This window comes from Pseudomonas sp. NPDC096925, from assembly GCF_044762545.1.
In the GTDB taxonomy this organism is placed as follows: domain Bacteria; phylum Pseudomonadota; class Gammaproteobacteria; order Pseudomonadales; family Pseudomonadaceae; genus Aquipseudomonas.
In genome coordinates this window covers 262,174-280,306 of record NZ_JBIWEM010000001.1, presented here as the reverse complement: position 1 = coordinate 280,306, position 18,133 = coordinate 262,174, and the positions used below count along the sequence as shown (strand labels likewise).

Below are 18,133 nucleotides of genomic sequence, written 5' to 3'. Positions count from 1 at the left end.
TACCTGTGGGAGCGGGTTTACCCGCGAAGAGGCCGGTTCAGGCAACATCAATCACTGGCCGGCTTCGCTGAGGATCAGCTTGCCATTCTTGTCCAGTGGAATGGTCGACCCGGGCTCGTGGTCCATCTTCACCTGCCCTACCTTGTCGCCAATGGTGTACTTCACGTTGTAGCCCACCACTTTCTCACTGATGTCGTTGACCGTGTTGCAGCGGGTTTGCGTGGTGGTGTAGGTGTCACGCTCCTGCATGCCTTCCTGCACCTTGTTACCGGCATAACCACCACCGACCGCACCAGCCACCGTGGCGATCTTCTTGCCGCTACCACCACCGATCTGGTTACCCAGCAGGCCACCGGCAATGGCGCCCACCACGGTACCGGCGATCTGGTGCTGGTCCTTGACCGGTGCCTGACGCGTCACGGCGACGTCCTTGCAGACCTCACGGGGGGTTTTCACCTGTTGTTTGATCGGTTGCACGTCGGTGACCTGCGCATACTCAGGCCCCTTGTTGACCAAGCTGTAGGTCGCGACAGCACCTCCGGCAGTCACACCGACAGCACCCAGTACCGCACCCACAAGCATTGATTTGTTCACATGAACCTCCTGATCATAACCCGCGGATCCAACCCGCCTTCTCCCAGCCTTGGAGTAAAAAAAAAGGCGCGAGTTCAACACTCGCGCCTTTCTGGCCGCCAAACGGCGTGGAACACGCCTTACGGGCGGTCGTCCACACCGTCGGTCTTGGCCGGCGGGATCAGGTCTTCACTGCTCAGGTTCAGCCAGATCAGTACCACGTTGGCGATATAGATCGACGAATAGGTACCGGCCATGACGCCGATGAACAGAGCCAGCGAGAAGCCGAACAGGTTGTCGCCACCGAAGAACAGCAGCGCGGCAATGGCCAGCAGGGTCGAAACCGAGGTGGCGATGGTCCGCAGCAGGGTCTGGGTGGTGGAAACGTTGATGTTCTCGATCAGCGAGGCCTTGCGCATGACGCGGAAGTTCTCGCGCACCCGGTCGAACACGACGATGGTGTCGTTCAGCGAGTAGCCGATGATCGCCAGCACCGCCGCCAGCACCGTCAGGTCGAAGGTGATCTGGAAGAACGACAGGATACCCAGGGTCACCACCACGTCGTGGATCAGCGAGACGATCGCGCCCACCGCGAACTTCCACTGGAAGCGGAAGGCCAGGTAGATGAGGATGCCGCCCAGGGCCAGGAGCATGCCCATGCCACCCTGGTCGCGCAGCTCTTCACCCACCTGCGGGCCCACGAACTCGACACGCTTGACCTTGGCCGGGTTGTCGCCGCCGGCCTTCTGCAGGGCTTCAGCCACCTTGTTGCCCAGCTGCGGGTCATCGCCCGGCATGCGCACCAACAGGTCGGTGGTGGCGCCGAAGCTCTGCACCACGGCCTCGTGGAAGCCGGAGTTGACCAGCTCGGCACGCACCGCCTTGAGGTCGGCCGGGCGCTCGTAGGTCAGCTCGATCAGCGTACCGCCGGTGAAGTCCAGGCCGAAGTTCAGGCCCTTCTGCCACCAGCTGAACAGCGCCAGCACGGTGAGGAGCACGGTAACGGCGAACGCGACATTGCGCACGCCCATGAAGTTGATGGTTTTCATCGCAGCTCCCTCAAACCCACAGCTTCTTGATGTCACGCCCGCCGCAGGTCAGGTTGACCATGGCGCGGGTCACCATGACGGCGGTGAACATCGAGGTGAAAATCCCGAGGGACATGGTGACCGCAAAGCCCTTGACCGGGCCGGTACCCATGGCGAACAGGATGCCGCCGACCAGCAGGCTGGTCAGGTTGGCGTCGATGATCGCGGTGTAGGCGCGGTTGAAGCCTTCGTGAATGGCGCGTTGCACCGACATGCCGGCGTTCAGCTCTTCGCGTATACGCGAGAAGATCAGCACGTTGGCGTCCACCGCCATACCCATAGTCAACACGATACCGGCAATACCCGGCAGGGTCAGGGTGGCGCCCAGCAGCGACATCAGCGCCAGCAGCAGGACCATGTTGCCCGCCAGGGCGATGGTGGCGATCACACCGAAGGCACGGTAGATGGCGATGATGAACAGCGAGACGAACAGCATGCCCCACAGCGACGCATCGATACCCTTGGTGATGTTGTCGGCACCCAGGCTTGGGCCGATGGTGCGTTCTTCAGCGAAGTACATCGGCGCGGCCAGGCCACCGGCACGCAGCAGCAGGGCCAGTTCGGACGATTCGCCCTGGCCGTTCAGGCCGGTGATGCGGAACTGGCTGCCCAGCGGCGACTGGATGGTCGCCAGGCTGATGATCTTCTTCTCTTCCTGGAAGCTCTGTACGGCAACGTCCTTCTCGACGCCGTCGACGGTCTGCTTGACGTAGCGGGTGACCGGCTTCTGCTCGATGAAGATCACCGCCATGCTGCGGCCGACGTTGCTGCGGGTAGCACGGGTCATCAGCTCGCCACCGTGGCCATCCAGGCGGATGTTCACCTGCGGGCGACCTTGCTCGTCGAAGCTGGCCTGGGCGTCGGTCACCTGGTCACCGGTGATGATCAGGCCGCGCTCGACCGCGGCGGAACGGCCACCTTCACGGAACTCGAACACTTCGGTAGTGGCCTTGGACGCGCCCGGTTCGGCACCGAAGCGGAACTCCAGGTTGGCGGTTTTACCCAGGATACGCTTGGCTTCGGCAGTGTCCTGCACGCCTGGCAGCTCGACCACGATGCGGTTGGCGCCCTGGCGCTGGACCAGCGGCTCGGCCACGCCCAGCTCGTTGACCCGGTTGCGGACGGTGGTGAGGTTCTGCTTGATCGAGTATTCGCGGATCTCGGCGACTTTCGCCTGGGTCAGCGCCAGACGCAGCACGGCGAGCTCGTTACGCTCGGTGGTGGTCAGGTCGAAGTCATTGAAATTCTTGCGGATCAGGGCACGTGCCTGTTCGCGGGTAGCATCGTCAGCGAAGCCCAGCATGATGCCGCCATCCTGCTGAGGCAGGCTGCGGTAGCGGATGCGCTCTTTGCGCAGCAAGGTCTTGACCTCGCCTTCGTAGACTTTCATGCGGGCGCTCATGGCCTTGTCCATGTCCACTTCCAGCAGGAAGTGCACACCACCGGACAGGTCCAGGCCCAGCTTCATCGGGCTTGCGCCCAGGTTGCGCAGCCATTGCGGGGTAGTCTGGGCCAGGTTCAGGGCCACGACGTAATCATCGCCCAGTGCCTTGCGCACGACATCCTTGGCTGGCAGCTGGTCTTCCTGATTGGTCAGGCGGATCAGCCCGCTGCCCTTCTCACCCAGGCTCGCGCCCTTGACGGCGATCTTGGCATCGACCAGCGCCTTGCTGACGCGGTCGAGGTCGGCCTGGCTCACCTGCAGCGCCGAGCTGGCACCACTGATCTGTACCGCCGGATCATCCGGGTAGAGGTTGGGAGCGGAATAAATGAAACCGACCACCAGTACCAGCACGATCAGTGCATATTTCCACAGAGGGTATTTGTTCAGCATCACGCCGCCCGTTCAAGACGCGGGGCGCGTTGCGCGCCCCGACTGGAAAGAAAAACCGGTAACTCAGATAGCCTTGAGCGTACCTTTTGGCAGGGTGGCCGCGATGGCACCCTTCTGGAACTTCAGCTCGACGTTGTCGGAAACTTCCAGGACCACGAAATCATCGGAAACCTTGACGATCTTGCCGGCGATGCCGCCGTTGGTGACAACTTCGTCACCCTTCTGCAAGTTGCTCAGCAGGTTCTTCTGCTCTTTTGCACGCTTGGCCTGCGGGCGCCAGATCATCAGGTAGAAGATGACCAGGAAACCGACCAGGAAAATCCACTCGAAGCCGGTACCGGCTGGGCCGGCGGCAGGTGCTGCAGCGTCCGCGTATGCGGCGGGGATCAAGAAGCTCATTGGGCACTCCTAATGTAATTTTCTAATAATGGATGCAGACAGTCAGTCCAAAGGCGGTACGGGAAGCCCGCGCTTGGCGTAGAAGGCGTCGACAAAGGCGGCCAATTTACCTTGTTGAATAGCCTCGCGTAAACCGGCCATCAAGCGCTGGTAATGGCGCAAGTTGTGGATGGTATTCAGCATGCTGCTCAGCATTTCGCCGCACTTGTCCAGGTGATGCAGATAGGCGCGCGAGAAGTTGGTGCAGGTGTAGCAGTCACAGGTCGGATCCAGCGGCGATTCATCGTGGCGATGGAACGCGTTGCGGATCTTGATCACCCCTGTATCGACGAACAGATGACCGTTGCGCGCGTTACGCGTCGGCATCACGCAGTCGAACATGTCGACGCCGCGGCGCACACCCTCAACGAGATCTTCCGGTTTGCCTACCCCCATAAGGTAACGAGGTTTGTCAGCAGGCATCTGGCCCGGCAGGTAATCCAGCACCTTGATCATTTCGTGCTTGGGCTCGCCCACCGACAGGCCACCGATGGCCAGGCCGTCGAAGCCGATGTTTTCCAGGCCTTCCAGCGAGCGCATGCGCAAGTCCTGGTACATGCCACCCTGGACGATACCGAACAGCGCCGCTGTATTGTCGGCGTGGGCGTTCTTCGAGCGCTGGGCCCAACGCAGCGACAGCTCCATGGAGGCGCGCGCCACATCGTGCTCGGCCGGGTACGGGGTGCACTCGTCGAAGATCATCACCACGTCCGAGCCCAGGTCACGCTGCACCTGCATCGACTCTTCCGGGCCCATGAACACCTTGGCGCCATCAACCGGCGAGGCGAAGGTCACGCCCTCCTCCTTGATCTTGCGCATGGCGCCCAGGCTGAACACCTGGAAGCCACCGGAGTCGGTGAGGATCGGGCCTTTCCACTGCATGAAGTCGTGCAGGCCGTTGTGCTTCTTGATCACCTCGGTACCCGGGCGCAGCCACAGGTGGAAGGTGTTGCCGAGGATCATCTCGGCACCGATGGCCTCGATGTCGCGTGGCAGCATGCCCTTGACCGTGCCATAGGTGCCCACCGGCATGAACGCCGGGGTTTCCACGGTGCCCCGTGGGAAGGTGATGCGGCCACGACGGGCCTTGCCGTCGGTGGCCAGCAGTTCGAAGGACATTCGACAGGTGCGACTCATGCTTGATCCTCGGGCCCGCGTGGCGCCGGATTGCGGGTGATGAACATGGCATCACCGTAACTGAAGAAGCGGTACCCCTGCTCGACCGCCGCCGCGTAGGCGGCCATGGTCTCGGGGTAGCCGGCGAAGGCCGAGACCAGCATCAGCAGCGTGGACTCCGGCAGGTGGAAATTGGTGACCAGCGCGTCGACCACATGGAACGGCCGGCCCGGGTAGATGAAGATGTCGGTGTCGCCGCTGAAGGCCTTGAGCACGCCATCGCGCGCCGCGCTCTCCAGCGAACGCACGCTGGTGGTGCCGACCGCGATCACCCGGCCGCCACGGGCACGGCAGGCCTCGATGGCATCGACCACATCCTGGCCCACTTCGAGCCACTCTTTATGCATGTGGTGGTCTTCGATCCTGTCGACCCGCACCGGCTGGAAGGTGCCCGCGCCCACGTGCAAGGTGACGAACGCCCGCTCGACGCCCTTGGCGGCGATCTTTTCCAGCAGCGCCTCGTCGAAGTGCAGACCTGCAGTGGGCGCGGCGACCGCACCGGCACGTTCGGCGTACACGGTCTGGTAGCGCTCACGGTCGGCGCCTTCGTCCGGGCGGTCGATGTAGGGCGGCAGCGGCATATGGCCGACGCGGTCGAGCAATGGCAGCACCTCTTCGGTGAAGCGCAGTTCGAACAGCGTGTCATGGCGCGCGACCATTTCGGCCTCGCCGCCGCCATCGATGAGGATCACCGCGCCTTCCTTCGGCGCCTTGCTGGCACGGACATGCGCCAGCACCCGGTGGCTGTCGAGCACGCGCTCGACCAGCACTTCCAGCTTGCCGCCGGAAGCTTTCTGGCCGAACAGGCGCGCCGGGATCACCCGGGTGTTGTTGAACACCATCAGGTCGCCCGGGCGCAGGTACTCGAGCAGGTCGGGGAATTGCCGGTGCGCCAGCGCGCCGGTTGGCCCATCGAGCACCAGCAGACGGCTGCCATGGCGCTCGGCCAACGGGTGGCGGGCGATCAGGGAATCAGGGAGTTCGAAGGAAAAATCGGCGACGCGCATGATAATGTTCGGTTCGGCAGGGCCGGGAAGTTTAGCCCAATGTGTGAAAATTGACCATGAAAGCCGATTGACCGACCAGCGGCGGCTCTCTATACTGCGCGCCACATGCCCTGATGGCGGAATTGGTAGACGCGGCGGATTCAAAATCCGTTTTCGAAAGGAGTGGGAGTTCGAGTCTCCCTCGGGGCACCAAGATCCGGAAAAACCGACCTTATGGTCGGTTTTTTTTGCCTGCGATTTAGGCGCGCCGACGCGATCTCTGTGGGAAATCGCCCAGCCCTTTGAGCTGCGCTGTCGTACAGGGAACAATGTTCGAGAGCGTGTCACCTTCCCTTGTGGGAGCGGGCGTGTCGAGGCGCCGCGCTGCAGCTCAGCGCTCAGGCGTTCTTCATGCCGAGATCTTCAGCAAACCGAAGCAGGTACCCGTCCGGGTCCTGCACCAGGAAATTGCGCTGCCCCACCAGCATGCCCCCTTTGCGGTACCAGCGCTCTTCAATCGGGTTTCTGAGGGCATGGCCCGCATCCTCCAGCGCCGCCACCATTGCGCTTGCATCAGCGCATTCGATCGACAGGTTGATCCCCCGACCATAGGGCGCCTCCAACGGGCCAACCCGCCAGGGTGACTCACTCTGCCAGTCCTGCTCCAGCATCAGCTGGCTGCCACCGAAGGACAGAAAGGCGAAATGCTCTTCTGGCCGCTCGTACTCAATCCTGAAGCCAAGTACGCCGCAGTAAAATGCCAGGCTGCGAGACAGATCGGAAACGATCAGCTCGGGCACCAATGGGTTCAGCTTCAACAAGGCTCTGATTCCTTTCAACTCGAACACTGATGGGCTTTCTGGATACAGCTGATCGTGCCCATCCGCTACCTGGCAAGGACTCGAACACATCATCTGGTCGGCTACTTTTCAGGTTGATGCGGTCACCCATGTTCCGCTGCCAACATTGACCTGAACTGAGAAACGATCTCTGCAGGTAACCCGGCACCTTCGAACACTGCACAAGTGAAGCTAACGGGCGCAGGGCCTGGAGCAGTAATGATACGGTCGGCAACCACAGCTACCGGACTGCTTCGATAAAGCGAGCTCCCTGCATAACCTGCGGCATTCCGTTGCAGGAAATCCGCGCTATTCGAAGTATGAGGAACCGTGTCGAGGAGCCCGGCCCTGGCAAGTGCCAGCGTTCCCCCACAGATACCGGCAATTGTCGCCCCACGTGAACGACTGGCATGAAGAAAGTCCCGGATGTCCGGGGCCTCTGCACGCTCCCAGACCATCCCTCCAATGATGACGACAACGTCCGGTTGCCAGTCCAGACATTGCTGCAAATCGCTATCGACAGTTACAGCCAATCCGCCCTGCGAGCAGAACTGCCCCGTAGCAGAAGCGAAAAACCTGACATCGATCCCGTAAAACGGGGATGCAGTTCCAGCAATGAAAGCATATTCCCAGTCCGCAAAACCTGGGGTCAGTATCAAACCCACACGTGCCATCAAAATCCTCCATGAATGCCAATAACGTTTCCGGGCCTGGTTGCAATCAGCGCCAACGATCCAGTTGCCCCTGCGCACGGCTGCTGAAAATCGTCAGCAGCTCGCTCAGTGTATGCGCTGACGGTTCGGCCGTGCGGGTCACCGCATACAAGGTGATCGGCAATGCCGGGGCCAGCGGACGAACCGCGGTCGCCCCAGGCGCCGCGCCAAGGGCGGTGAAGGGGTCGATGACCGCCAGCCCAGCACCGGATTCGACCATCGCCCTGGCCAGTGAATAGGTCTGCACCGCAATGCTCACCCGAGGCGGCGGCTCCACCGCCTTGAGGTAGCTGTCGAGGCGCACCGACAGCGGGTCGGCGCTGGACAGCCCGATCAAGGGCGCGCCGGCCAGTGCCGTCAACGGCAGCGGCTTGCCTTCATCCTCCAGCGGCCAATAACCGGCCGGTGCCAATGCCACCAGAACCCCGCTGGCCAGCGCCTGAGCCTTGAGCGCAGGGTGATCTGGCTGCTGCAGGGTCAGGGCGACATCGATCTCCCGCATCAACAGGTTCTGCACCAGTTCGCGACTGTGGGCGCTGGACAGCTCGCAAGCGATGTCCGGATAACGCTGGGTCCACTCATGAATGGCCGGCGGCAGCAGCGACAGGGCCAGTGCCGGGGTCGCACCGATCCGCAGGCTGTGGCCCGGCGCGCGACGCAGGCTTTGCGCCAGGCGTCGCACCCCTTGCAGGCTCTCCGTGACTTTGTCGACCTCACGCTCCAGCTCCAGCGCTTCGGGCGTGGGCTGCAGTTTGCCACGCACCCGCAGGAACAACGGAAAGCCCAGTTGCTGTTCGGCGTGCTGCAGAACCTTGGTCACGGCAGGTTGGGAAACGTGCAGCAACTGTGCGGCACCACTGACCGAACCGGTCTGGCGGATAGCCTGGAAAATCTCGATATGGCGAAGGCGCATGGCAAGTCCATAACCTTTGTTTATGGCTCAGCGATCTTTATTCATTTTTCGCCAGCTGTCACCTGGCCCTAACCTCAAGCTCGTTTTCAACAACGACCAAGGACTGACATGGCTCAGCATGTATGCATCATCGGCGGTGGCGTCATTGGCCTGTCAACCGCTTACGCACTGGTACGCGACGGCCTTGACGTGACGCTGATCGAGGCGCGCGATTCGCTGGGCAGTGAAACCAGCTTCGCCAACGGCGGCCAGCTGTCCTATCGCTACGTGGCGCCGCTGGCCGACGCCGGGGTGCCCTTGCAGGCCATTGGCTGGATGCTGCGTGGCGACTCGCCGCTCAGATTGCGCCTGCGCTTCGATCCTGCACAGTGGCGTTGGATGGCCTCATTCCTCGGGGCTTGCCGCTCCTCGGTCAACCGAGCCAACGCAGGCCACCTGTTGCGCCTCGCGCTGTTGAGCCAGTCGACCTTGCAAGCCTGGCGTGAAGAAGATGGCCTGAGCGGTTTCCATTGGCGGCGCAACGGCAAGCTGGTCACCTTTCGCCAGGCCGGCAGCTTCGAACATGCGCGCAAGAACCTTGCCGCGCCCCAGCAACAACAGGTGCTGTCGCACGCCGACTGCACCCGCCTGGACCCGGCACTGGCGGATGCGCCCTTTGTCGGCGCCATCTATACCCCGGATGAAGAAGTCGGCGATTGCCACGGCTTTTGCCAGCAACTGGCGGCGCGCTTGAAGGCGTCGGGACGCTGCAAATTCCGCCTGGGCCAGGCGGTGTCCGGAATTCGCCATGCACATGGCGTGGTGAGTGCGATCGAACTGGGCGACGAGGTGCTGCCAGTGGAGCATCTGGTCGTCGCGGCCGGCCATCGCAGTGCCTTGCTGGCACTGCCGGGTGTCGACCTGCCGCTGTACCCGCTCAAGGGTTATAGCCTGACAGTTCCGATCGGTGCCCAGCACCGGGCGCCGGACCTGAGCATCACCGACTACGACCGCAAGATCGTCTACGCCCGGATCGGCGAACAGTTGCGGGTGGCGGCGATGGTCGACATTGTCGGTTTCGACCCGTCGCTGGACCCCAAGCGCCTGGCCTTGCTCAAGCGCCAGGCCCGCGAGACCTTCGCCAATGCCGGTAATTATGACTACGCCATCGAATGGGCCGGCATGCGTCCGGCCACCCCTAGCGGCGTGCCGCTGCTGGGCGCAACGGCGTATCGCAACCTGTGGCTGAACCTTGGCCATGGTGCGCTGGGCTTTACCCTGGCCTGCGCCAGTGCACGATTACTCAGTGAACTGATCGGCCAGCGCCGCCCCTCCATCGACCTGCACGGTTTTACGCCCCGTGCGGCCTGAACGCTCACTCCTTGAAAGGACCACCCGATGACCATCCACCGTATCCAGCCCAATCCACGCTTGTCCGGCGCCGTGACCTTTGGCGACCTGGTGTTTCTCTCCGGCCAGGTGCCGAACGACGCCACCGAAGTCGGCGGCCAGACTCGCCAAGTACTGGAAAAGATCGACGCATTGTTGGCCGAGGCGGGCAGCGACAAGGATCATCTGCTCAACGCGACCATTTACCTGAAGGACATCGGCAAAGATTTCGCGGCGATGAATGACGTCTGGTCTGCCTGGCTGTCGCCCGGCCAGGCACCCAGTCGCACCACCTTGCAGGCCGAACTCGCGCGCCCGCAAGTGCTGGTGGAAATAACCGTCATCGCGGCACGTCGCTAACCCCCTCACCTGCAACGGAGAACAACAATGCAAAAAATCACGTTGATCGGCTGCACCCTCGCCCTGTTGCTGGGCACTCAGGCCCATGCTGACGAAGCAGCGCTGGGGCCTACCTTGAGCAAGATTGCCAAGGCCAACAGCATCACCCTGGGCTATCGCGATGCTTCAGTGCCGTTCTCCTACGTGGGCGATCACTCGGGCCAACCCATGGGCTACTCGGTAGACCTGGCGAACAAGATCGTCGAGCGGGTGCAGCAGAAGCTGGCCTTGCCCCAGCTCAAGGTGAAGTACAACCTGGTGACATCGCAAACCCGCATTCCGCTGGTACAGAACGGTACCGTCGACCTGGAGTGCGGCTCGACCGGCGTCACCGCAGAGCGACAGAAGCAGGTGGCGTTTTCCTATGGGTTCATCTATGTCAAAGGCCAGTTGCTGACGGCCAAGGACAGCGGGATCAAGCACTTCGCCGACCTGCGCGGCAAGAATGTGGTGACCACCGCCGGCACCACCAACGAACGCTTCCTGAAGAGCTACAACGTCGATAACAAGATGGACATGTCCGTGATCAGCGCCAAGGACCATGGCGAAGCTTTCCAGATGTTGCAGTCCGGCCGGGCGGCGGCGTTCTACATGGATGATGCACTGCTCTACGGCGAACGCGCCAAGGCCCGCGACCCGCACAACTGGGTGGTGGTCGGGGAAGAGCAGTCGCGGGAAATCTACAGCTGCATGGTGCGCAAGGATGACCCGCAGTTCCTCGCGCTGGTGAACGCGTCGCTGGGCGAACTTTACAGTTCAGGGGAAATCAACGGGATCTACCAACGCTGGTTCCAACAGCCGATTCCGCCTAAAGGCTTGAACCTGGAGTTCCCGATGACCAGCGAACTCAAGGCCATCTTTGCCAAGCCGGTGAGTGATCCGGTGCAGTAGCTTGGGCCCGGTGTCCATCCCCGCAGGGATCAAGGAGCGGCAGTGACCCGCAAGCATCACTGCCAAACGTCGCTACTGTGGAGCGTTATTACCGCAGTAGCGACTCGCCCTCTTACGGGTTAATCAGAGGTTTTATCCGTCACCAGGGTTTGAGGATTGCTCCTCCCCCAAACAGTAGCAAGGTCAACCAGCAAGGTTCCGCTGAGCGCTTCAATTTCACCCTGGGTGATCTTGCTCTCCCCTTGTTTACCCAAGAGCACAACCTGATCGCCAGCCCGCACAGCCGGGATATCTGTCACGTCCACCATGACGGTATTCATGGCAACTTTCCCTACCACTGGCGCACGCTGCCCATTAACCAGGACAACGCCCTTATTGGTAAACGCGCGACGGTAGCCAACCGAGAACCTCACTGGAATATTCGCAAGTTCTGAATCACGACTCAGTGTCACTGTCCGGTCATACCCCACGGTATTGCCTTCAGGGTATTGGTTAACAGACGCCAGGTATGACTTGGCCTGCATGACAGGTTTGTTCATGCAACCGCTTTGTCTGCCAGTTCCCAGCCCTCAGGCCGTAGCGTGTGCCAGTCGCTGACCTGTTGATAGGCATGGCCGATGCGCAGGATCAGTGGCTCGGCGAAGGCTCGCCCGACAACCTGCATCGAGACAGGCATACCCTTTTCATCGAACCCGATGGGCAGCGCCACCGAACACAGGTTCATCAAGTTGGCGAACCGCCCCAGCAAGGCCAGTGGCGTGCCATATTCGTCGACCTCCTCCAACGGCACACTGCCAATAGCGTTGGTCGGGAAAACACAGGCGTCTATGTTGGTCATGGCCTCGTGCATGGCTTGCCGAGCGGCACGGCGCTGATTGTGCAACTGGATATACGACGCCGCGTCGATGGCGCGACCACCAAGTATGCGCCGTTGGACATGGGGGTCGAAACGCAGGTCGTCACGCTCGAACAAGCGACCCAGGCTGGCATAACCCTCAGCGCTCATCAGGCCACCAGCGATGCGCATGCACTGCTCCAACGACGTGGGTAGCGGTTGTTCGATCAATTGCATACCCAACGCGGCCAACTGCTTGAGCCCCAGGTCGTAAGCCTTCAGTACTCCGGGCGCGACATGCGCTCGCTCGGCCTCCGGCAACACCCAGATGCGCAAACCGGCTACTGGCCGATCGAGACCGGCAGCGGCGCTGAATACCGGTGCCTGGGCCGAAACCGGATCCAGCGGGTCTGGGCCCAGCAGGGCATCCAGCATCCACGCTGCATCTTCAACCGTGTGCGTGATAGGCCCTACCGAATCCAGCGAAGGGCACAGCTCGATCAAGCCATGGCGGCTGACGAGCCCACGCGTGGTTTTCAACCCGACCAAGCCGCACATACCCGCCGGAATCCGCACCGAACCGCCGGTATCGGTCCCCAACGCAGCGCTCGCCAACCCGCTGGCCACGGCCACTGCCGAACCGCTGCTTGAACCACCTGGAGCGCGATGGACATCACGGTCCCACGGGTTCCACGGCGTGCCCATCACCGCGTTGGTGCCCCAGCCACCAAAAGCGAATTCGACCGTTTGGGCCTTGCCAAGAATGATCGCGCCGGCACGCTCCAGGCGTTGCACTGCAGTGGCGGTCAGCCTCGAAACACGCGGTTCCTGCGCCAACGAACCACCCGTGATGGCCTGCCCTTCGATCTCGAACAAGTCCTTGATCGCCAGAGGAATGCCATGCAGCGGCCCCAGGTGTATGCCGGCCGCACGTTGGCGATCCGCAGCAATGGCTGCACTCAAGGCTCGCGAGGGATAGGCCTCGACATAAGCATTCAGCTGCTCGTCAAAACGCTCGATGCGCGCCAGTTGCGCACGTACCAGCGCTTCGCTGGTCAGCGAGCCGGCCTGCAGCGCCTGTTGCAACTGGGCAATGCTGTAGGAAGCTACCTGATCCATGGTGTTCATATGTTCAACCTCGCACGGTTTTGCGTCCGCGTGAAACATGCTTTTCCAGCACACGCGACAGCATTGAAAGAGGGAAGGCGATAACGAAATAGAACAGCCCTACCAGCAGGAAGACATGCATTGGCAGGAAGGTTTCCGAAGCGATGGCCCGCGCTGCCAGCATCAACTCGTCGGTGGCGATCAGGGCACACAACGAGCTGTCCTTGAGGATCGACACGTAGGCGTTGAGCAGTGGCGGCAAAATGACGCGAAACACTTGCGGCAGGATGACGGTGGTAAACGCTTTGAACGGCGTCAATCCGATCGCGATTGCCGCTTCGCGCTGGCCGCGATGCAACGAATCCAGGCCGCCACGCAGAATTTCCGCAACGTACGCGGCCCCCTGCAAACCCAGGCCGATGGCCCCGGCCCAATAGCCGGACAAGGTCAACCCCAGGCTGGGCAGCGCGAAATACAGGGCCAGCAGCAACGCCAGAAGCGGTACTGCACGCATGCTCTGGATAAAGAACGCTGCCAACCGCCTCAGAATCGCGCTCGGGCTTCGCATCGCCCAGACCAGCAACGCGCCCAGCACGACCGCCAGGGCGAACCCTAGCAGGGACAATTCGGCGGTGACCCGGGCACCAAGCATCAGGCGGACGCTCCAGTCGCTCCAGTACTCCGGGTATTGCTGAAAGAAACTGATCATCGCGCACTCCCCAGATGACGTTCGAGCCTGATGAATCCCACACCGATCGGCAGAATCATCACGGCGTAGATGCACATCACTGCCAGGTAGATCAGCGACGTCTGGAAGGTGGACGTCACCAGATTGCGCGCCAGGAACATGATCTCCGGCACGGCAATGGCTGAGGCGATGGAGGTGTCCTTGATCAGTTGCGTGACGTAGTTGGCGAACGCTGGCAACGTCAGGCGCAGGGCCTGGGGCAAGAGAATGCAGCGCAGAATCTGCATCCGGCTCAGGCCGACAGCCAACCCGGCTTCATGCTGACCGACATGCAGCGACTGCAAGCCACTGCGGAAAATGTCGGCCAACACCGCACTGCCTACCAGACTCAAGCCAACGATGGCGGCCAGCCACGCGGGCAAGTTGATACCAAGGTAGGAGAGACCAAAATAGATCAGGAACAGATGCGCCAGCGCGGGAACATTGCGCATCCACTCAATGAAACAGCCGACCACGCCATGCAGCAGCCGTGAGCGGCTGAACGTCAGCAACACGGCCAGTACCACGCCACCGGCACTCGCCAGCAGCAAGGTACACAGCGCGATTTCCAGGGCGGTGAGCGCGCCTTTCAACAACAGGGGCAATAGCCCGAGAAAGACCTCGAAGTTCGCCATCAAGCGCCCTCCATGGCCATGCGCCCGAGAAAACTGCGGGTACGCTCATGACGTGGGCTGTCGATTACCTGCGCCGAAGGCCCTTGCTCGACAATGTGTCCGCCGTCCATGAAGATCACCCGATCCGCCACATCCCGAGCGAAGCGCACTTCATGGGTGACCATGATCATGGTGCGGCCCTCTTGCGCCAGCTCACGAATCACGGCCAGTACTTCCCCCACCAGTTCGGGGTCCAGTGCCGAGGTTGGCTCGTCGAACAGGATGACTTTTGGTTGCTGGGCCAACGCGCGGGCGATAGCCACCCGCTGTTGTTGTCCGCCGGACAACTGCTCGGGATAGACCTCGGCCTTGTGTCGCAGGTGGACCTTTTCCAGCATGGCATCAGCCAGCTCGTAGGCCTGCTTGCGCGGCATGCCTTGTGCCTTTATCGGCCCCAGCGCGACGTTGTCGCGCACATTCAGATGTGGCCAGAGGTAGAAAAGCTGGAACACCATGGCGATCTCGCGTCGCTGTGGGGCCATTTCCCGATCACTCATCAGGCGTATGCGTTTGCCATCCTTGACCTGCCCGATCAACTCGTCACCCAGCCAGATATCGCCTCGGGTGGGTTTTTCCAGGTAATTGATGCAACGCAGGCAAGTCGACTTTCCCGACCCGCTGGGGCCGATCAACGACAGGGTTTCGCCGGCTTTCAACTCCAGGTTGATGCCCTTGAGCACCTCCAGCTCACCATAGCTTTTATGCAGGTCATGCACGCGCAGCAGCGCAGGTTCGGACGGGGTCGACATCTTGGTTAACCTCTTTATTGTTATAGGTACGGCGATGGAACCGGCAAAGGCCGATTCATCCGCTCAAGCGCTTACTTGCAACCAGGCAGTTGCCAGTCCGCCGGGCGGTCGACACTCAGCCTCAGGTTCTTGCCTTCCGGCACATACCAGACATCCTGGGACAAGCCGTAGCGGGCACCGATCTTGCGCATTTCGCAGCTTTTCCAGAGGGTCTGGATCTGCTCGTTCACGGCAGCCACAAGCTGCGGGCTTGCCTCTTTATTGAAGCCGTACACCACCTGCCCCAGGCCCGTCAGCAGCGGAAAATCAGGGTCGTTGTCGGTGAAGGCGTTGAAGCGCAGGTGCCATTGCTGATTGCGGAAAATGGCGTATTGCATGACCGGCGGATCGCCAATCACTGCATCGATACGCCCGGCGAGCAGATCGCGCACTGCGGCATCGGAGGTGTCGTACAGCGCGACTTGCAAGCCTTCGATCTTGCGCATCTCGGGAATGAACGAGAAACCCGTGATAGTGCCGACCTTCTTGCCCTGCAAATCCTTGAGGCTGCTCCAGTTGGTCTTGTCGGTCTGGGTGATGCCGTTCTTGAAATAGTGAATCGGGTCGCTCACGGTCATGATCTTCGCGCGCTGCTCGGTCCAGCCCATGGTGCCGGCCATGACATCCACGCGATTGGCTTGTACCGAGGCAATGGTGCTGGCCCAGTCCATCAAGGCCGGCTTGACCTTCAAACCCAGCTTCTCAGCGATTTGTTGAAGGATTTCACCATCGTAGCCGACCATCCGGCTGTCCTGATAACCGGTCCCCGGCATGTCCCCGGTGAACGCGACGGTCAGGCTTCCCGGCTCTACCGTTTCCAGTGCGAATGCCGGTAGCGAAGCCAGCATGGATACCAGCAAACCCGCATAGATACCGGCAAACCGTTGAACGTTGGGCTTCTTCATCACGTGCTCCCTGATTGTTTTTCTATGAACAGCATGGTGTTGGGCAGGCGCTCATCGTATGGTGATCAGCGGCATAACTTGTTGGATGGTTTGCAGGAATGATTGAATATTTGCGACATTTCGGAGATGCACTGCCCAACGCCTCCAGCGCAAGCCTCGTGGAAGCGCTTGACCAGGGTCAGGCACGACATCCGCCAAGCCGACGCGGCGCCACCGAGTTGTCCATAGGTATCGTGCTATGGCCGCGCTTCCCCTTGCTGTCACTCTCGGGGCTGACCGATGCGTTGCGACATGCTGCCGATACGGGCGATCAGAGCCGCCCGATACGATGCCAATGGAAAGTCCTCGGTACCCCCGGGCAAAGAGTCATTTCCAGTTGCGGGCTTGATGTACCCATCGACAGTGAACTCACCGACCCTCATCAATTTGATTACATCGTGGTGATTGGTGGGCTACTGGATTACCTGGAGGCAGCGCCGAAGACTTATCCGGCATTCCTGCATCAGGCAGCCGCCGCTGACGTTCCATTGATCGGCCTATGCACAGGCAGCTTCGTGCTCGCGCGACATGGCCTGATGGAGGGGCGTACTGCCTGCGTGCATGCCTACCATTGCGATGACTGGAAACGCCTGTTCCCGCGATTGCGCTTTGTCAGCAACAGTGACTTCCTGATCGACAAGGATCGGATCACCTGCGCAGGTGGCATCTCGGTGATTGAGTTGGCCATCCATCTTATCGGGATGCATTGCGGCCCGGATCGCGCCGGCAAGGTCGTGCACCAGATGACCGTCGCGAAAAGCAGCTCTGGCAGTTTCGTCGATCGGCGCAAGGCACTTGGCTACGCCAGCTCTTCGAACAGGCGCCTGCATGAAGCCGTGATGCTGATGGAAAAGCACATGACCGAGCCTTTGGATATCGATGCGATCGCGAACCTTGTCGGTACCAGTAAACGGCAACTGGAGCGGCTGTTTGTCGCCGAAACCAGTAGCACCCCGGCCCAGTTCTATCGCCAGGTTCGACTCAGGTTTGGCCGCTGGCTGCTCATCAGCTCGGATCGACATATCGGAGAAATCGCTTTCGAATGCGGTTTTGCCGATGCTCCCCATTTCATTCGGCATTTCCAGAACCTGTTCGGCATGTCCCCCGGTAAATTGCGCAAAGAGCTGATGCGAAACGCGACCCCGACCAAGGGGGAAGTGGTTTCATAAATAGTGAGCATTGACCCGTGGCGGGGCAGAATATGACTTCGCGGGCACGCCCGCCCACACCGATACTGCCCCGCCCCTTGTGGGGAGCGGGCTTGCCCGCGAAGTGGCCCGACCAGCAGCACACAAGGACTTGCCATGCACCTGACCCACCGCCCCGTACGGCCCGACGATATCCCTGGAATCTGCAGCTTCCCGCAAAGCCCGGCCGAACTGTTCTACATGTTCCCCAAAGCCAGCTACCCGCTCTCCCCCGCCCAGCTGAACGATGCCATCGCCCAGCGCAGCGGCTCCACGGTGGTGGAAGGCAACGGCACGGTGCTGGCATTCGCCAACTTCTACAAGGCCGAACACGGCGGCGTGTGCGCCCTGGGCAACGTGGTCGTGGCCCAGGCCGCACGCGGCCAGGGCGTAGCGCGCTACCTGGTCACTGCCATGATCGAACTGGCCCGCCAACAGTTCGCAGCGCGGGAGGTATGGGTGTCGTGCTTCAACCACAACACAGCGGGCCTGCTGCTTTATCCACAGCTGGGCTTCGTGCCGTTCGGCATCGAGGAACGGCAAGCGTGGGATGGCTCGCGGGTGGCATTGGTGCAGATGAAACAGGTGTTGATCCAACCCGGCTGAGTCAGCGAGGCACTGCATGGGGCTGGGCGAGAAGATCCAAAATCCCT

19 protein-coding genes, 1 tRNA gene and 1 pseudogene are annotated in these 18,133 nt (G+C 61.3%); 6 read left to right on the top strand and 15 right to left on the bottom strand.

Features of this window, described 5'->3' with window-relative positions; translation table 11 throughout:
• Positions 1-51: 51 nt before the first annotated feature.
• The 6 genes from ACIQYU_RS01390 to queA all read right to left on the bottom strand — a co-directional run bounded on the left by ACIQYU_RS01390 (position 52) and on the right by queA (position 6,116).
• Entirely contained in the window at positions 52-594 is a 543-nt protein-coding gene (locus ACIQYU_RS01390; RefSeq protein ID WP_013971012.1) for a glycine zipper 2TM domain-containing protein, read from the bottom strand.
• A 119-nt stretch (positions 595-713) separates the two neighbouring features.
• Positions 714-1,622 carry a protein translocase subunit SecF gene (gene secF / locus ACIQYU_RS01385; RefSeq protein ID WP_013971011.1) on the bottom strand — a complete coding sequence of 303 codons (909 nt, stop codon included), beginning with the start codon at positions 1,620-1,622 and terminating at the stop codon, positions 714-716.
• 10 nt (positions 1,623-1,632) lie between these two features.
• Complete coding sequence (gene secD, locus ACIQYU_RS01380; RefSeq protein WP_207834804.1) at positions 1,633-3,495, bottom strand: protein translocase subunit SecD; 1,863 nt, start codon at positions 3,493-3,495, stop codon at positions 1,633-1,635.
• Positions 3,496-3,558: 63 nt separating this feature from the next.
• Positions 3,559-3,894 carry a preprotein translocase subunit YajC gene (gene yajC, locus ACIQYU_RS01375; protein ID WP_003259111.1) on the bottom strand — a complete coding sequence of 112 codons (336 nt, stop codon included), beginning with the start codon at positions 3,892-3,894 and terminating at the stop codon, positions 3,559-3,561.
• 42 nt (positions 3,895-3,936) lie between these two features.
• Positions 3,937-5,052: a tRNA guanosine(34) transglycosylase Tgt gene (tgt, locus tag ACIQYU_RS01370; protein WP_172827479.1), complete on the bottom strand. Its 1,116-nt coding sequence runs from the start codon at positions 5,050-5,052 to the stop codon at positions 3,937-3,939.
• Positions 5,053-5,066: 14 nt separating this feature from the next.
• Positions 5,067-6,116, bottom strand: a complete 1,050-nt coding sequence (gene queA, locus ACIQYU_RS01365) for a tRNA preQ1(34) S-adenosylmethionine ribosyltransferase-isomerase QueA (RefSeq protein WP_063911310.1) — start codon at positions 6,114-6,116, stop codon at positions 5,067-5,069.
• A gap of 107 nt (positions 6,117-6,223) precedes the next feature.
• Between queA and ACIQYU_RS01360 the strand changes: the two genes are divergently transcribed.
• A tRNA-Leu gene (locus ACIQYU_RS01360) sits at positions 6,224-6,308 on the top strand.
• 185 nt (positions 6,309-6,493) lie between these two features.
• On the opposite strand, the gene ACIQYU_RS01355 is transcribed toward ACIQYU_RS01360, so the two are convergent.
• The 3 genes from ACIQYU_RS01355 to ACIQYU_RS01345 all read right to left on the bottom strand — a co-directional run bounded on the left by ACIQYU_RS01355 (position 6,494) and on the right by ACIQYU_RS01345 (position 8,560).
• On the bottom strand, positions 6,494-6,916 hold the full coding sequence (locus ACIQYU_RS01355) for a VOC family protein (protein ID WP_233687268.1): 423 nt from the start codon (positions 6,914-6,916) through the stop codon (positions 6,494-6,496).
• Positions 6,917-7,038: 122 nt separating this feature from the next.
• On the bottom strand, positions 7,039-7,608 hold the full coding sequence (locus ACIQYU_RS01350) for a DJ-1/PfpI family protein (protein ID WP_233687269.1): 570 nt from the start codon (positions 7,606-7,608) through the stop codon (positions 7,039-7,041).
• A 46-nt stretch (positions 7,609-7,654) separates the two neighbouring features.
• Positions 7,655-8,560: a LysR family transcriptional regulator gene (locus ACIQYU_RS01345; protein WP_402797902.1), complete on the bottom strand. Its 906-nt coding sequence runs from the start codon at positions 8,558-8,560 to the stop codon at positions 7,655-7,657.
• A 108-nt stretch (positions 8,561-8,668) separates the two neighbouring features.
• On the opposite strand from ACIQYU_RS01345, the gene ACIQYU_RS01340 reads away from it, so the two are divergent.
• From ACIQYU_RS01340 to ACIQYU_RS01330, 3 genes are read left to right on the top strand one after another with little or no spacing between them, the layout of a single operon-like run.
• Positions 8,669-9,910 carry a D-amino acid dehydrogenase gene (locus ACIQYU_RS01340; RefSeq protein WP_402797900.1) on the top strand — a complete coding sequence of 414 codons (1,242 nt, stop codon included), beginning with the start codon at positions 8,669-8,671 and terminating at the stop codon, positions 9,908-9,910.
• Between the two features lie 27 nt (positions 9,911-9,937).
• On the top strand, positions 9,938-10,288 hold the full coding sequence (locus tag ACIQYU_RS01335; RefSeq protein WP_402797898.1) for a RidA family protein: 351 nt from the start codon (positions 9,938-9,940) through the stop codon (positions 10,286-10,288).
• Positions 10,289-10,315: 27 nt separating this feature from the next.
• Positions 10,316-11,218, top strand: a complete 903-nt coding sequence (locus tag ACIQYU_RS01330) for a transporter substrate-binding domain-containing protein (RefSeq protein ID WP_233687271.1) — start codon at positions 10,316-10,318, stop codon at positions 11,216-11,218.
• Between the two features lie 119 nt (positions 11,219-11,337).
• Here ACIQYU_RS01330 and ACIQYU_RS01325 read toward each other — a convergent pair.
• From ACIQYU_RS01325 to ACIQYU_RS01300, 6 genes and pseudogenes are all read right to left on the bottom strand, one after another.
• A pseudogene (locus tag ACIQYU_RS01325) lies at positions 11,338-11,751 on the bottom strand (alanine racemase C-terminal domain-containing protein); the annotation flags it as partial.
• Between the two features lie 2 nt (positions 11,752-11,753).
• Positions 11,754-13,181, bottom strand: a complete 1,428-nt coding sequence (locus ACIQYU_RS01320) for an amidase (protein WP_207838051.1) — start codon at positions 13,179-13,181, stop codon at positions 11,754-11,756.
• Positions 13,182-13,185: 4 nt separating this feature from the next.
• Positions 13,186-13,869, bottom strand: coding sequence for an amino acid ABC transporter permease (locus ACIQYU_RS01315; protein WP_063911299.1), 684 nt, complete (start codon positions 13,867-13,869; stop codon positions 13,186-13,188).
• On the bottom strand, positions 13,866-14,522 hold the full coding sequence (locus ACIQYU_RS01310) for an amino acid ABC transporter permease (RefSeq protein WP_063911298.1): 657 nt from the start codon (positions 14,520-14,522) through the stop codon (positions 13,866-13,868). The genes ACIQYU_RS01315 and ACIQYU_RS01310 overlap by 4 nt, the downstream gene beginning before the upstream one ends.
• Positions 14,522-15,310, bottom strand: coding sequence for an amino acid ABC transporter ATP-binding protein (locus ACIQYU_RS01305; RefSeq protein ID WP_063911297.1), 789 nt, complete (start codon positions 15,308-15,310; stop codon positions 14,522-14,524). Before ACIQYU_RS01305 ends, ACIQYU_RS01310 begins: the two co-directional genes overlap by 1 nt.
• A gap of 71 nt (positions 15,311-15,381) precedes the next feature.
• A complete protein-coding gene (locus ACIQYU_RS01300; protein WP_207838049.1) occupies positions 15,382-16,254 on the bottom strand; it encodes an ABC transporter substrate-binding protein in 873 nt (290 codons plus the stop codon).
• A 98-nt stretch (positions 16,255-16,352) separates the two neighbouring features.
• Here ACIQYU_RS01300 and ACIQYU_RS01295 point away from each other — a divergent pair, with 98 nt between their 5' ends.
• Positions 16,353-17,462, top strand: coding sequence for a GlxA family transcriptional regulator (locus ACIQYU_RS01295; RefSeq protein ID WP_207838047.1), 1,110 nt, complete (start codon positions 16,353-16,355; stop codon positions 17,460-17,462).
• Positions 17,463-17,597: 135 nt separating this feature from the next.
• Entirely contained in the window at positions 17,598-18,086 is a 489-nt protein-coding gene (locus tag ACIQYU_RS01290) for a GNAT family N-acetyltransferase (protein WP_233687274.1), read from the top strand.
• The last annotated feature ends 47 nt before the right edge of the window (positions 18,087-18,133 follow it).